The organism is Micromonospora vulcania, assembly GCF_042658605.1.
Classification (GTDB): Bacteria; Actinomycetota; Actinomycetes; order Mycobacteriales; family Micromonosporaceae; genus Micromonospora; species Micromonospora vulcania.
Window position 1 is genome coordinate 339,009 of sequence record NZ_JBHSQS010000006.1, and the last position, 13,342, is coordinate 352,350.

The 13,342-nt window shown below is 70.7% G+C and carries 15 protein-coding genes; 3 read left to right on the forward strand and 12 right to left on the reverse strand.

All coding sequences use genetic code 11. The annotated features are described in order from the left end of the window. Nucleotides 1-116: 116 nt before the first annotated feature. From ACFQGL_RS12655 to ACFQGL_RS12685, 7 genes are all read right to left on the reverse strand, one after another. Nucleotides 117-728 carry an MmyB family transcriptional regulator gene (locus tag ACFQGL_RS12655; RefSeq protein WP_377510389.1) on the reverse strand — a complete coding sequence of 204 codons (612 nt, stop codon included), beginning with the start codon at nt 726-728 and terminating at the stop codon, nt 117-119. A 146-nt stretch (nt 729-874) separates the two neighbouring features. Next, nucleotides 875-1,639, reverse strand: coding sequence for an SDR family oxidoreductase (locus ACFQGL_RS12660; protein WP_377510392.1), 765 nt, complete (start codon nt 1,637-1,639; stop codon nt 875-877). A gap of 33 nt (nt 1,640-1,672) precedes the next feature. Then, on the reverse strand, nt 1,673-2,656 hold the full coding sequence (locus ACFQGL_RS12665) for an NADP-dependent oxidoreductase (RefSeq protein WP_377510395.1): 984 nt from the start codon (nt 2,654-2,656) through the stop codon (nt 1,673-1,675). Nucleotides 2,657-2,832: 176 nt separating this feature from the next. Further along, nucleotides 2,833-4,026, reverse strand: coding sequence for an MFS transporter (locus ACFQGL_RS12670; protein ID WP_377510398.1), 1,194 nt, complete (start codon nt 4,024-4,026; stop codon nt 2,833-2,835). A gap of 87 nt (nt 4,027-4,113) precedes the next feature. Next, nucleotides 4,114-4,308, reverse strand: a complete 195-nt coding sequence (locus ACFQGL_RS12675) for a helix-hairpin-helix domain-containing protein (protein ID WP_377510401.1) — start codon at nt 4,306-4,308, stop codon at nt 4,114-4,116. Between the two features lie 9 nt (nt 4,309-4,317). Continuing rightward, nucleotides 4,318-5,097, reverse strand: a complete 780-nt coding sequence (locus ACFQGL_RS12680; RefSeq protein ID WP_377510404.1) for a phosphatase PAP2 family protein — start codon at nt 5,095-5,097, stop codon at nt 4,318-4,320. 97 nt (nt 5,098-5,194) lie between these two features. Next, nucleotides 5,195-6,838 (reverse strand): MDR family MFS transporter, encoded by a 1,644-nt coding sequence (locus tag ACFQGL_RS12685; protein WP_377510407.1) that lies wholly within the window; start codon nt 6,836-6,838, stop codon nt 5,195-5,197. Between the two features lie 198 nt (nt 6,839-7,036). Here ACFQGL_RS12685 and ACFQGL_RS12690 point away from each other — a divergent pair, with 198 nt between their 5' ends. Continuing rightward, nucleotides 7,037-7,636: a TetR/AcrR family transcriptional regulator gene (locus ACFQGL_RS12690; RefSeq protein WP_377510410.1), complete on the forward strand. Its 600-nt coding sequence runs from the start codon at nt 7,037-7,039 to the stop codon at nt 7,634-7,636. A 22-nt stretch (nt 7,637-7,658) separates the two neighbouring features. Here ACFQGL_RS12690 and ACFQGL_RS12695 read toward each other — a convergent pair whose 3' ends face one another. From ACFQGL_RS12695 to ACFQGL_RS12705, 3 genes are all read right to left on the reverse strand, one after another. Then, complete coding sequence (locus ACFQGL_RS12695) at nt 7,659-8,408, reverse strand: alpha/beta fold hydrolase (RefSeq protein ID WP_377510413.1); 750 nt, start codon at nt 8,406-8,408, stop codon at nt 7,659-7,661. 153 nt (nt 8,409-8,561) lie between these two features. Next, nucleotides 8,562-9,437 (reverse strand): alpha/beta fold hydrolase, encoded by an 876-nt coding sequence (locus ACFQGL_RS12700; RefSeq protein WP_377510416.1) that lies wholly within the window; start codon nt 9,435-9,437, stop codon nt 8,562-8,564. A 73-nt stretch (nt 9,438-9,510) separates the two neighbouring features. Then, nucleotides 9,511-9,897, reverse strand: coding sequence for a VOC family protein (locus tag ACFQGL_RS12705; protein ID WP_377510419.1), 387 nt, complete (start codon nt 9,895-9,897; stop codon nt 9,511-9,513). A 106-nt stretch (nt 9,898-10,003) separates the two neighbouring features. Here ACFQGL_RS12705 and ACFQGL_RS12710 point away from each other — a divergent pair, with 106 nt between their 5' ends. Next, a complete protein-coding gene (locus ACFQGL_RS12710) occupies nt 10,004-10,651 on the forward strand; it encodes a winged helix-turn-helix transcriptional regulator (RefSeq protein WP_377510422.1) in 648 nt (215 codons plus the stop codon). Between the two features lie 98 nt (nt 10,652-10,749). After that, nucleotides 10,750-11,547, forward strand: a complete 798-nt coding sequence (locus ACFQGL_RS12715; protein ID WP_377510425.1) for an SAM-dependent methyltransferase — start codon at nt 10,750-10,752, stop codon at nt 11,545-11,547. A 31-nt stretch (nt 11,548-11,578) separates the two neighbouring features. On the opposite strand, the gene ACFQGL_RS12720 is transcribed toward ACFQGL_RS12715, so the two are convergent. Next, complete coding sequence (locus ACFQGL_RS12720; RefSeq protein WP_377510428.1) at nt 11,579-12,367, reverse strand: ABC transporter permease; 789 nt, start codon at nt 12,365-12,367, stop codon at nt 11,579-11,581. After that, nucleotides 12,364-13,341 carry an ATP-binding cassette domain-containing protein gene (locus ACFQGL_RS12725; protein ID WP_377510431.1) on the reverse strand — a complete coding sequence of 326 codons (978 nt, stop codon included), beginning with the start codon at nt 13,339-13,341 and terminating at the stop codon, nt 12,364-12,366. Before ACFQGL_RS12725 ends, ACFQGL_RS12720 begins: the two co-directional genes overlap by 4 nt. Nucleotide 13,342: the final 1 nt, after the last annotated feature.

Consider the following 13,342-nt stretch of genomic DNA (forward strand, 5'->3'; position numbering starts at 1 on the left):
CACCGTCCACTCGGCTGTCCGATCACGACACGCAGGATCGTGGCAGCAGCGCGCACGCGGCAGTGCGCTCTGTCGCGAATCAGACGTGATCCGAGGGCCGCCGGGCCGGGAACCGCCTATCCGACCACGAGGCGGAGCGGCTGCGGATGGTGCCTGTCGAGACGGTCGAGGGCGGCGCATGTCGCCGCGTCGGCGGGCAGGTGGACGATCAGGCGCTGGTCGTCGTCGGCGGAGAGTTCGAGGGTCTCGTACGCGAGCCGGAGCAGACCCGCCTCGGGATGGGCCAGTCGATAGATGCCACTGGACTTCGGCAACCCCGCAACGGTGTCGACGCGACGCGTGAAGGCCGCACCGGCGGTCACGGTCAACTCGTCGGCCAGCGCGGCCATGTGCGGGTCCGCCCGGAACGGCCCCTGCTTGAGGGCGGCCACCTGCTCGTCGGCGATGTGGTCCCAGTCGGGGTACGTGCTGCGTGCCCGGTCGTCGGTGAGGACGAACCGGGCGAGGTTGGGCGGTGCCCCGTCCAGCAACCCGATCGGCTTGGCCAGCCGTTCGTAGGCGGCCGTGTGGGCGAGGATGTCGCCGAGCTGGTTGAGCAGCACCGCTGCCGTGGGTTCGAGACGGTCCAGCAGGGCCTGCACGGTGGGACGGACCGTGCGCGCCGGGGGCGCCGCACCCCGACAGTTGAAACCGGGGTCGGCCGCCTTCGTGAGGCGGTACAGGTGCACGCGCTCACTCCGGTACAAAGGCGTCGACCTGTTCACCGCCCGCCTCACTGAGCAGTTCGGTCCACGACCGTCGGGTCTTCGGCGCGGGTAGCGGTCACGCCCTCGGCCAGGAAGGGCGCACGCGCCGAAGACCCGGTGCCGGGTGGTCAGGCGGCGGTCATGCCGCCGTCGATCGCGAGCGCGGCTCCAGTGATGAACCTGGCTTCGTCACTCAGCAGGAAGGCCGCGAACGCGGCGATCTCGTCCGGCTGGGCAATCCGTCCGACCGGGTGCATCGCGCCGGCGGCACGGATCGCCTCCTCCGGGTTCGGGCCCATCGCACCGCGCAGGAGCGGGGTGTCGACACCACCGGTGATGAGCGCGTTGATCCGCAGACCCGTCGCGGCGGTGTCGAGTGCCGCCGAGCGAGTGAGCCCGACGACGCCGTGCTTGGCGGCGCTGTAGGAGGCCATGCCGGCCGCACCGGTGACACCGAGGTTGGAGGCGTTGTTCACGATCGCGCCGCCGCCGGACGCCTGCAGCGCCGGGATCTGGTACTTCAGTCCGAAGAAGACACTGCTGAGGTTGAGGGCCAGGTCGGCGCTCCAGGCGTCCTCCTCGATATCCGCGATCGGTCCGTACGCGGTGGCCGCGCCGACGTTGTTGAACGCGCCGTCGAGTCGGCCGTAGTGGTCGACCGCCCGCCGCACCAACTGCGCCACCTCGGCCCCCACCGTCACGTCGGTCGGCACGAAGATCGCATCGCGTCCGGCGGAGTGCAGGTCGGCGACGAGTGCCTCACCCGCGTCCTTGCCGCGTGCCGCCAGGACGACCCTCGCGCCCTCCGCGGCAACCCGCTCTGCGACGGCCCGGCCCATGCCGGAGGTGGCACCGGTGATCAGAATGACTTTGTCCGCGAAACGCGTGGACATCATTGCTCCTTTGGATTTCTCGGGTCTGGGTGGTCAGAAGGTGAGCACGAGGCGGCCGCGGACGCCGCCGGCCTCGAATCGGCGGTGCGCGTCGGGCGCCTCGGCGGCGGGCAGGGTCTTCGCGACCCTCGGGATCAGCACATCCGACTCGGCGAGACGCCGGATCTCGTCCAGCTTGTCCGTCCGGCCGGCGTAGTCGGGCACGAACGGGGACAGCACGGTGATGCCGCGGCTGCTGTCGGCCTGATAGCCGCCCGGTTCGTCAGTCGAGCGGAACCGGACCAGAGTGCCGCCGTCGCGTACGGCGTCGAACAGCCGCGATCCGAGCAGCGCCACGTCGGCGACCGCGTCCACCCCATCGGGATAGCGGGCCCGGATTCGGTCGACGACATCGGAGCCCCTGGCCACGACGTCGGCCGCGCCGAACTCGCGAACGAGGGTCTCGTCGGCCGGAGCCGCGTCGGCGATCACGACCAGACCGGCCTGCCTGGCCATCTGAATCAGGTAGCTACCGAGGGTCCCCGCGGCCCCGATCACCGCCAGGGTGGAGCCAGGCGCGAGGGCCAACTGGTCGAGGGCCAACAGTGCGGTCAGACCGTTCATCGGCAGCGTCGACGCGGCCTCGTGGCTGATCCCCGCTGGTGCACGGACGACCCAGTTGGCCGGGAGCACCACGTACTCCACGTAACCGCCGCCGCTGTTCTCAAGGGTGCCGGCGGGGGTCGGGGTCACCGGCAGGAGCATCGCCATCACCGGGTCACCGATCGACAGGTCAGCTTCGGTCCCCGAGCCGATCTCGTCGACCACACCCGCGACGTCCATCCCGGGCACGTACGGCCCCGGCACCCCAGCCAGCGCCGATGCGTGCGCACCCGAGCGCAGCAGCGTGTCCGACGGACTCACCGCGGCCGCGCGCACGCGCACCCGAACCTCGCCGGGCCCGGCGTGTGGTTCCGGCAGGTCGATGACCTCCAGCACCTCCGGCCCGCCGAACTCGTACAGACCAACAGCTCGCACGAATGCGTTCCTCTCGTGGCTACCGCAGGGACCAGGCGGACGACTTCCGTCCGCTTTCGAACCGTAGCCCAACAGGACGGTTCTCGTCCGCTTATTCGGGCACCCGACGAGGTGACCCTGGCCACCTCCCATCGGCAAACCGGATCGGCGTGCGCCGCCCCGGGATGCCCGCCTCCCTACGCGGTGGCAGACGTCCTGCTGGCCCTGCGCAGACCGAGCAGGGCGACCAGGGCGAGGAGGATGACGACGACGGAGTACTCGTCGGCGGTCCGGGGCAGGCCACCGCCGTAGACCACGAGGAAGCCCGCGATGACGGTCGGCAGACCGAAGCCGACGTAGCTGAAGACGTAGAGCAGGGAGAGCACGCTGGCTCGTTCGTGGGCCTCGACCAGCGGCAGGACGGTCTTGAGACTGCCCTGGAAACCGCCACCGAAGCCGACACCCCCGAACGCGAGGCCGACGAAGAAGCCGGCGACGGAGTCGGTCATCACCGACACCAGCGTGATGATCATGCCGAGGATGAGGGCGGTGATACCGGTGAGCATCACGGTCCGTGCGGTGGCATTGCGCAGCAGCAGGACGGTGATGGACCCGACGATGCCGAACACGAAGAGGAGGAGGCCACCGACCACGATCGAGGTGTCCATGAGGGCGTGCAGCAGTGCCGGGCCGAGCGCACCGAAGAAGCCGGCCAGCGCCCAGACGGCGAAGACCACCGGCAGGACGACCAGTACCGGCCCACGCACGGCGCGGGGCAGCTTGATCTCCGGCCGCATGCTCCGTACCGCACCGCCCATCCGCGTGACGGTCTCCGGCATCAGCACGACCCCGACGCCCTGTATCAGCAGGATGACGAACAGGACGACGTACACCAACCGTGTCGGCGCGGGCAGGAACTGGACGAACAACGCCGAGAGCAGCGCACCGCTGCCCGTTCCGATGCCGGGGGCGATCGAGTTCGCGAGCGTGCCACGAGTGCGGTTGATGTCGAGCATGCCAGCACCGATGGTGCCGGCGGCGGCGCCGGCCGCGAGGCCCTGCACGACGCGGGCGGCCAGCAGTGTGGGTACGCCGTTGGCCAGGACGAAGACGACCATCGCGATCATCTGGACCGCGACCGCGACGAGCAGGACGGGTCGTCGCCCGACATGGTCGGACAGCTTGCCGAACGTCAGCAGGGACGCCAGCACCGCGAGGGCGTAGATGGCGAACACCACCGTGGTCGTGATCGGCGAGAAGTGCCAACGCTCCTGGTAGAGCCCGTAGAGGGGCGTCGGGGCCGCCGAAGCCGCCAGAAAGGACACGAGGATCGAGGCGAGCAGAAACAGGGAGACGTTCGGCGACAGGCGCTTCGATTCGGCGACAGGCATCAGCGTCTCCTCGGTGTGCAGGGCCGCAGCGGAGTACCCACTGCGGCCCTGCACACGCGAGCAAAGCCGGAGCGCTAGCTCACCGGCTCAGCCGAGGCCGAGGTCGTGCTCTTCGAGGGCGGCCTGCAGGAGGCCGAGCGCCTTCGGGCCCATGCCGTGCAGTTTGGCCAGTTCCGACCGGGGGACGCCGGCGAGTTGGCGCAGGGTGGTGTAGCCGGCGCCGTGCAGGGCCCGGGTCGCGGGCGCCCCGATCTTCGGAAGCGTGTCCAGCGACGAGGTCATCCCCGGATGCTAATCGGCCGAGCGCTGCCTCGGCGGGCTGCACGACGGGCGGCGGCCGGTGTCGGGTGCGGGCAGCAGCAGGCAGACGGCGGCGAGCATGATCGCCGCGACGATGCCGTCGAGCCAGTAGTGGTTGCCGGTACTCACGACGACCAGCAGGGTGGCGAGCGGGTGGGCCAGCCACAGCCAGCGCGGTCGCCCCCGGGTCACCGCGACGAGTGCGACGGCGACCGCGATCGCCCACCCGACGTGCAGGGACGGCATGGCGGCGTACTGGTTACTCAACGCGTCCGTGTCGGGTGGGCCGTAGACGGCGGGCCCGTACGCCCGGCCGGTGTCCACCATGCCGGTCAGCGTGGTCAGCCGTGGCGGTGCCAGTGGAACCAGGAGGTGCAGCGCCAGCGCCGCCGCGGTGAGCCCGGCCAGCATCCGGCGCGTCCAGAGGTAGTGCGCCGGATGCCGTGCGTACAGCCAGATCAGCGCCGCGGCGGTGGCGGGAAAGTGCACGTACGCGTAGTAGCCGTTGGCCAGGTGCACCAGCAGATCGTGGGCGAGCACGGGGCGCTGGACGGCTGCCTCGTTCGGCAGGTGGAACAGGCGCTCCAGGTGCCAGACGGACTCCCCGTTCGCGAGCGCGGTCGAGACCCGACCGGCCACCGCCAGCCGAGCCACCTTGTACAGCAGGAACAGCGCGGCGACGAGTCCCAGTTCACGCAGCGCTCGGCGCAGTGCGGTGGCTCGCCGGTCGGGTGCTGCCGGCCGTACCGCTGCGATTTCCGAAATTCCCACAACGCCTCGATTCGGTTACTCACGGGCCCTCGCCCGGACAGACCGGGGCCGCCGCCGTCTTGAAGACGGCGGCGGCCCCGGGTCGTACGGCCCGATGTCAGCGCCGGCCGGGCGTTCCGTCCGGCACGGCGTCGACGGACACCTGGTCGAAGGCGGGTGCGCCGTCGATCGCGTCGGCGGCGACGGCCGTCGACGTGGCGGTGTCCGGCAGGTCGAGGCTGGTCCGCAGGGTGACCGGCTTGAGCAGGATCGCGGCGATGACGCCGACCACCGCGATGGCGGCGGAGATGAGGAAGATGTGCCCGGTGGCGTCGCCGTACGCGGCCCGGACGATGTGCTGGATCCCTTCGGGCAGCGCGGTGATGTTCAGGTTGCTGCTGCCGCTCCCGTTGCCGGAGGCGGGGATCCCGGCGGCGGCGAGGTCGTGGGTGATCTGGTCGGTGACCCGGCGGGCGAGGACCGCGCCGAGCACCGAGACGCCGATGGTGCCGCCGAGCGACCGGAAGAACGCGACGCTGGCGCTCGCCGCGCCGATGTCCTTGAGCGCGACCGTGTTCTGCACGGCCAGGACGAGGTTCTGCATGGTCATGCCGACGCCGGTGCCGACGATGAACATGGCGGCGCCGACCAGGACGAGCGACGTCTCGTGGTCGATGGTGCCGAGCAGCGCGAACCCGGCGACCAGGATGATCGAGCCGGCGACGATGTACGGCTTGATCCTTCCGGACTTGGTGATCAGCCGGCCGGCGACGATCGAGGATCCGAGGACCCCGGCCATCATCGGGATGGTGAGCAGGCCAGCCTCCGTCGGGCTGTAGCCGCGGCCGATCTGGAAGTACTGGCCGAGGAAGACGGCGCCACCGAACATGGCCATACCGACCGCGAGACTGCCGAGGATGGCCAGCGCGGTGGTGTGCTCGCGCACGATGCCGAGCGGGACGACCGGCTCGGCCGCCCGCGACTCGACCCAGACCGCCAGGGCGAGCAGGATGAGCGACCCGCCCACCATGGCCGCGGTCTGCCAGGAGGCCCAGGCGAACGAGCCGTCGACGAAGGAGATCCAGATCAGCAGCAGGCTGACGCCGGCGGCGATGAGGGTGGCACCCAGGTAGTCGATCTTGACATTCTCCCGCCGCACCGTCGGCAGGTGCAGGGTGGCCTGGAGCAGGATCAGCGCGATGATGGCGACCGGCACGCCGACGAAGAAACACCAGCGCCAGCCGAGCCAGGACGTGTCCACGATGAGGCCGCCGAGCAGCGGGCCGCCGACCGTCGCGACCGCCATGACGCCGCCGAGGTAGCCGTTGTACCGACCCCGCTCGCGCGGCGGGATCATGGCCGCGATCGCCACCTGAACGAGGGCCTGCAGGCCGCCGACCCCGATGCCCTGGAACGCGCGGGCGGCGATGAGCTGGCCGCCGCTCTGCGAGAACCCGGCGATGACCGAGCCCAGCAAGAAGATCACGATGGCGACCTGGATCAGGATCTTCTTGTTGAACAGATCCGCCAGCTTGCCCCAGATCGGGGTGGTCGCGGTCGCGGTGAGCAGCGTCGCGGTGACCACCCAGGTGTACTGGTTCTGCGAGCCGTTCAGCGCTCCGATGATCTTCGGTAGCGCGGTCGAGACGACCGTACTGCTCAGCATCGCGACGAACAGCACCAGCAGCAGGCCGCTGAGTGCCTCGAGCGTCTGCCGATGCGTCATCGGCTCGGCGCCGGTCGTGGTGGTGGGTGCGCTCATCGCGCGGCCTCCAGGTTGTCGTGATTTGCGAAGGCGACCCCGGTGCGGCGAGCCAGCCGAACGCCGAGCTCACGAACGGCGCCGTCCACGTCTGCCCCCACACCCAAGTTGGTTGCCTCACGCAAGCATCTACCGATCTTGCCCAGTAGGCAAGTTTGCACATTGAGAAGCCGATCACCCGCACGTACGCTGGGTGCGATGGACGAGACCGTTGGGCTGCGGGAGCGCAAGAAGGCGGCGACCCGCCTCGCCCTGCACGAGGCGGCACTGCGCCTCGCCGTCGAACAAGGGCTCGACGGCATCACCGTCGAGGCCATCGCCGACGCCGCCAACGTCTCCCGGCGAACCTTCTCCAACTACTTCTCGAGCAAGGAAGAGGCGCTCTTCCACGGCGACACCATGCGCCTACGCCGGCTGTTGCAGCTCATCCGCGAACAACCCGCCGGCGAGCCGCCGTGGGCGGTGCTGAGTCGGGCCGCCGAACGCCTCACCGAAGAGGCGTTCGGTGATCGCGACCCCTCCTGGTTGACCCGGCGCCGGAAGCTGCGTGGGCACCCCAGCCTGGCCGCACACCAGGTCGCGGCGTACACGGCGATCGAGCGCGAGCTTGCCGGAGAGCTGGCACACCGCATCACCGGCGGCGACGTGGCGCTGCGGTCCCGCGTTCTGGCCGCGACCTTCCTGGCCGTCCTGCGGGTCGCCGTGCAGCACTGGATCGAGCACCCGGGCGACCCGCTGCTGGACACGGTCCGGACCACGCTCGCGGAGGCCGCCGCCGCCGTGCCCGCCCACGGCTAGCACGGCACCCTGCGCCGCTGACCTACCTGGCGGATGCCCAGAACTCCTCAAGCGTGCTCGCGACCTGCCCGGTCGGATCGAACATCCACCAGTGCCCGCTGCCCTCGATCGGCACCCACCGTGCGCCGAGCCGGTCTGCCATCTCGCGCGAGCGCTGCTCGTTCTCCACAGCGTCCGCACTCGCGAAGACCACCAGGCCGGGGCTGGCGGTCGGTCGCTCGGCCGCGGCACCCCAGTCCGCGCTGACGTTCGGCACGGCCGAACGGTAGAGGCCGAGGATGGCCCGGCTCATGGTCTCGTCGTGGGCCTGCGCCATCTCGACGGCGACGTCTTTCGGCACACCCAGGCCGGTCTGGAAGGCCACCGACCCGGCCGGGTCGTCCGGGCCGGCGTCGCGTCGGGCGGCCAGGGTCTCCTCGCCGACCCCGGCCTCCCACAGGCCGACCGCCCAGGGGTGCCAGGCGTAGTCCGGGTGGTAGACGCTGGCGACATCGACCGCCCAACTGCGCAACTCCACCCCAGCGGTGGTGGCGACCCGGAGCACCAGCAGCGCTCCCCAGTCGTGCCCCACGAGGTCGACGGGGCCGTCGAACCGCTTCAGCTCGTCGACCAGCCAGGCCGCGTACCCGTCCTTGTCGGGGGTGAACCCGGCCGGCAGCGGGGTGCCGAATCCGGGCAGGGTCAGTGCCGTCGACTCGACGGTGAGCTGGGCCCGCAGATCGGACCACACCCGGGGTGTCTCGGGCACCCCATGGACGAATACCACGGTCATGACGTCACCTGTCCCTGCGCGTGCGAACCGGCCTCGATGGGCGCTGGCTCCCCAGACTCCCACGGGACGACGTGTCGTCGCGGCGCGGTTGCGCCGACGAGAGATTGCTTACCCGCCGCGCCCATCCCTCGGCGTCGACAGATGCCCTCGCGGTCAGTCGGCGTCCAGCACCTCACGCAGCCGTGCCGCGAACTCGGCGGGCTTGCCCGCGTACCCGTGCTGGTCGCCGAGGAAGCCGCCGTGGTGGCTCGGGAACACCGCGGCCTCCTGGCCGAGCAACGCCGCGGTGCCGTTCGAGGTACGCGCGGTGTACGTCCCCGCCGACTCCTCGCCGACCGCGATCACGATCCGGGTCGGTGCCGCGGCGAGCAGGCTCGCGTCGGGCCGGTAGTCGGTGACCGCCCACGAGTCCTTCGACAGCAGCGGATCGTCGCGGGTGCCGTCGTCGTCGGTCGGCAGGCCGAACATCGCCGGGTCGGGCACCGGCTGGGCGAAGTAGGCGTCGGTGTACTCGCCCTGCCACGAGGTCATCGCGATGAACGAGGCCATGCCCGCGCCTCGGCCCTTGGCCTGGTACGCCTCGTGGAAGGCGGCCCGGGCGCGCTCGGCGGCGGTGGCGTCGGGGAGCACGGCGTTGATCGGCGGCTCGTGCGCCACCAGGGTGACGACGTCGCCGGGGTGGGTGGCGACCAGTTCGAGTGCGGTCACCGCGCCGCCGCTGCTGCCAAAAACCTCGACCGGACCGGCGCCGAGCGCCTCGATCAGCAGGTGCAGGTCCGCCGCCTGCTGCTGCGGGGTGTGCTCGGTGCGGCCATCCGTGCGGACGCTGCGACCCAGGCCGCGCGGATCGTAGGTGACGATCGTGCGGTCCGCCAGGTGCGGGGCGAGCGCGCTGAAGCCCTCCGCCGTCATCGGCTGGCCGATCAGGAGCAGCGCGGGGCGCCCGCCGGACGGCGGAAGCGGGCCGCGGACGTCGTAGACCAGGTCGACGCCGGGGATGGCGAGGGTGTGCGTCTGCGTTTCGGTCATGCCGGTGAGACTACGGCCGACGGGAACGGATCGTGGCGCACCGCGTGCGGGTCGCGGCCGGCAATCCGGACGGCTACGCCGTGCCGGCGACGCCGATCAGGTGGCCCTCCGGGTCGGTGAAGTGGCCGACCACGAGGTTCGTCCCCGGCGCCCGGGACGGGCCCATCCGGCGCGTCCCCCCGAGGCTCTCCGCCCTCTGCAGCGCGGCTTCCACGTCAGGCACGCCGACGTAGAAGGTGACCTGGGCGGCGAAGCCCGCGCCTCCACCGACGCCGCCCGGTATGCCGACTCCGCCGCTGCTCACGCTCGGGTCGATGAATCCGTAGTTGCCCGGCTCGGACACCGCCTCGGACACTGGACCACTCGTGTCGAACTTCCACCCGAACAGGTCGCCGTAGTAGCTACGGAGCTTCGCCGGGTCGGTTCCGATGATCTCGAAGTGCACAACTGGCTGTCCCATGTCGGCCCCTTCCGTGTCCTGGCTGGACGTCCCCACGGTAAGGACCATGGTTGTTAAAAGCAACCACCAAGTTGTACGTTTGAACCGACGCGAGTGGGGGGCGGTCATGCCAACGAGCCGTAGCTACGGGGACGCCTGCGGAATCGCCCGCGCCCTCGATGTCGTCGGTGAACGATGGGCCCTGCTCGTCGTACGCGAACTGCTCCTCGGCCCGCAGCGCTTCTCCGACCTGCGTCGCGCGCTGCCCGGCGCGAGCTCGAACCTGGTCGCCGACCGGCTGCGCGAGCTCGAAGGCCGCGGCGTGATCCACCGCCGCAAACTGACGCCCCCGGCCAGCTCATGGGTGTACGACCTGACCCCGTGGGGACGGGAGCTGGAACCGGTGGTGCTCGCTCTGGGCAACTGGGGTGTTCGCGTCCCGCTGCCGTCCACGCCGACCACGCTCAGCGCGACCTCCGTGCTGCTCTTTCTGCGCTCCGCCGGGCGCCCCGCCCCCACGGCGCCTCCGACCAGCTATCGGATCGAGCTCGACGAGCGCGTCTGGACCGTCCGGGCGGCGGCCGGTCAGGTGCAGGTCGAGCCGGGCGAGCCCAGCAGGGCGGATGCGTCCCTTCGCGCCGACCCCCAGACGTTCAACGCCCTGCTCGACGACCCGTCCGCGCTCGACGCCGCCGTGTCGGACGGGAGCGTCGTGGCCGCGGGCGACCTTGCGGCGCTGCGCCGCCTCCTGCGCTCGGTCACCGTCGCCGGCTAGCCTCGGCGGATCCTCGACAGTGGACGGTTGGTCGGTACGATGCTGTCCTGCCGCAGCGGTGATCCACCACCGATCACCCTTCTCGATGGGAGCCTGGCATGGCTGGCCCAGATTCCGACCTCACCGCGCAACTTCAGCCCGACGTGCCGCACGCGGCACGGATCTGGAACTACTGGATGGGCGGTACGGACAACTTCCCGTCCGACCGGGCCGCCGGCGACGGCGTCGCAGAGGTCTACCCGGAGATCGTCGTCATGGCGCAGCAGTCCCGCCGGTTCCTCGTGCGGGCCGTGCGTTACCTGGCCGCCGAAGCCGGCATCCGGCAGTTCCTGGACATCGGCACCGGCCTGCCCACCATGCAGAACACCCACGCGGTCGCCCAGCAGGTCGCACCCGAGTCCCGGATCGTCTACGTCGACAACGACCCGATGGTGCTCGTGCACGCTCGGGCGTTGCTGGCCAACACGACCTCCGAGGGCGTCACCACCTACGTGCCGGCCGACTACCACGACCCCGGTCGGATCCTCGCCGCGGCGGCCGACACGCTGGACTTCGACCAGCCCGTCGCCGTGATGTACATGGGCGTCATGGGCTACGAGCCCGACCTGGCCGTGGTGCGCTCGATCGTCCAGCGGACGATGGACGCCACCGCGTCCGGCAGCCACCTGGTGCTGTGGGACGGCACCGACACCAGTCCGGCCGTGGTCTCGGGTGCCGCGCGGCTGGCGGAGAGCGGTGGTGTTCCGTACATCCTGCGCAGCCCGCAGGATCTGGCCAGTTGCTTCGACGGCCTGACGATGGTGGCGCCCGGCCTGGTGCCGATCCCGCTGTGGCGTCCGGACGAGCCCGACGCCCAGGGCATCGACGCGTACGGCGCGGTGGCCCGCAAGCCCTGACGGCCTCGCGGACCACCCCGACGGCGACCCGTCAGCGTGCGGTCTTGCGGTTGTAGAGCGACTTGGCCCACAGGAAGCAGACCACCGTGATGACGACGCACCAGCCGACCGCGAGGATCCCGTTGGTGCCGATCCCGCTACCGAACAGCAGGCCCCGCAGGGTCTCCATGACCGGGGTGAAGGGCTGGTAGTCGGCGAACAGGCGCACCGGCGTCGGCATCGAATCGGTGGGCACGAACCCGCTGCCGAGGAACGGTAGGAGCACCAGCGGCATGGGCAGGTTGCTCGCCGTCTCGACGCTGTCGCTGACCAGGCCCAATGCGACCGACAGCCAGGTGAGCGCGAAGGTGATCATCGCGAGGACGCCGATCGCGGCGAGCCATTCGACCGGGTTGGCGGTGGGCCGGAAACCGACCAGCAGTGCCACACCGATGACGGCGGCGAGACTGATCAGCGTCTGGACCAGGCTGCCCAGCACGTGGCCGGTGAGGACCGACGGTCGGAAGATCGCCATGGTACGGAATCGGGCGATGATGCCCTCGGTCATGTCCATGGCGACCGAGATGGCGGTGCCCTGCGCCGCGCTGGCCACGGTGATGAGCAGGATGCCGGGGGTGACGTAGTTGGCGTAGTCGGCGCGGTCACCGGCCGGCCCGAGTCCGGCGCCGAGCGTGCCGCCGAAAACGTAGACGAAGAGCAGCAGGACGATGACCGGGATGCCGATGAGCAGGAAGGTCATCGACGGATAGCGCCGCATGTGCAGGAGGTTGCGCCGCAGCATCGTGCCCGAGTCGCGCACGGCGAGGGAGAGAGTGCTCATCGCGCCGGAGCCCTTTCGTGGTCGGGTCGGCCGGCCTGGCCGTCGGGCTGGCCGGTGAGGGTGAGGAAGACGTCGTCGAGATCGGGGGTGTGCACGGAGAGTCCGGCCACGTTGATCGAGGCCCGGTCGAGCTGGTCGAGCAGGGACCGCAGCGACCCGACCCCGCCATCGCTCGGCACCTGGAGGGTGAGCGCCGCGTCGTCCCGGGTGGCGTCCGGGAAGGTACGGGCCGCCGAGTCGAGCCCCTCCGGGTCGGCCAGCTGCAACACGACGTGACCGCCCGGGATGAGTCGCTTGAGCTCGTGCGGGGTGCCCTCGGCGATCAGCCGGCCGTGATCGAGGAACGCGACGCGGTCGGCGAGCTGGTCGGCCTCCTCCAGGTACTGGGTGGTCAGCAGGATGGTGACCCCCTCGGCGGCCAGCGCGCGGATGATCTGCCACATGGACCGGCGGCTACGCGGGTCGAGGCCGGTGGTCGGCTCGTCGAGGAAGATGACACGAGGCGCGCCGACCAGGGTCATCGCGAGGTCGAGCCGGCGCCGCATGCCACCGGAGTACGTCGACACCGGCTTGCCCGCCGCGTCGGCCAGGTCGAACTGGTCGAGCAGGTCGGCGATCCGTCGCCGTCCGGCCGCCCTGTCCAGGTGACACAGGTCGGCCATCAGGTTCAGGTTCTCCCGCCCGGTGAGCAGGTTGTCCACGGCGGAGAACTGGCCGGTGACACCGATCAGTCGGCGTACCGCGTCGGGCTCCCGCTTCAGGTCGTGGCCGAAGATGCGGACGTTGCCGCCATCGGCGTTGATCAGCGTGGACAGGATCTGCACGGTGGTGGTCTTGCCGGCGCCGTTGGGGCCGAGCAACGCGAAGATCGTTCCCTCGGAGATCGTGAGGTCGATGCCGTCGAGCACGACCTTGTCACCGTAGGACTTCCGCAGCTCGGTCGCGATGATCGCGGGCTTCGTGGGGATGGTCATG

Excerpts from the sequence above, each read along its gene's own strand:
- ACFQGL_RS12710 (WP_377510422.1), top strand. The coding sequence starts at position 10,004 with ATGCCAACGAGCCGTAGCTACGGGGACGCCTGCGGAATCGCCCGCGCC.
- ACFQGL_RS12705 (WP_377510419.1), bottom strand. The coding sequence starts at position 9,897 with ATGGGACAGCCAGTTGTGCACTTCGAGATCATCGGAACCGACCCGGCG.
- ACFQGL_RS12690 (WP_377510410.1), top strand. The coding sequence starts at position 7,037 with ATGGACGAGACCGTTGGGCTGCGGGAGCGCAAGAAGGCGGCGACCCGC.
- ACFQGL_RS12715 (WP_377510425.1), top strand. The coding sequence starts at position 10,750 with ATGGCTGGCCCAGATTCCGACCTCACCGCGCAACTTCAGCCCGACGTG.
- ACFQGL_RS12725 (WP_377510431.1), bottom strand. The coding sequence starts at position 13,341 with ATGACCATCCCCACGAAGCCCGCGATCATCGCGACCGAGCTGCGGAAG.
- ACFQGL_RS12685 (WP_377510407.1), bottom strand. The coding sequence starts at position 6,838 with ATGAGCGCACCCACCACCACGACCGGCGCCGAGCCGATGACGCATCGG.
- ACFQGL_RS12700 (WP_377510416.1), bottom strand. The coding sequence starts at position 9,437 with ATGACCGAAACGCAGACGCACACCCTCGCCATCCCCGGCGTCGACCTG.
- ACFQGL_RS12695 (WP_377510413.1), bottom strand. The coding sequence starts at position 8,408 with ATGACCGTGGTATTCGTCCATGGGGTGCCCGAGACACCCCGGGTGTGG.
- ACFQGL_RS12660 (WP_377510392.1), bottom strand. The coding sequence starts at position 1,639 with ATGTCCACGCGTTTCGCGGACAAAGTCATTCTGATCACCGGTGCCACC.
- ACFQGL_RS12720 (WP_377510428.1), bottom strand. The coding sequence starts at position 12,367 with ATGAGCACTCTCTCCCTCGCCGTGCGCGACTCGGGCACGATGCTGCGG.
- ACFQGL_RS12670 (WP_377510398.1), bottom strand. The coding sequence starts at position 4,026 with ATGCCTGTCGCCGAATCGAAGCGCCTGTCGCCGAACGTCTCCCTGTTT.
- ACFQGL_RS12675 (WP_377510401.1), bottom strand. The coding sequence starts at position 4,308 with ATGACCTCGTCGCTGGACACGCTTCCGAAGATCGGGGCGCCCGCGACC.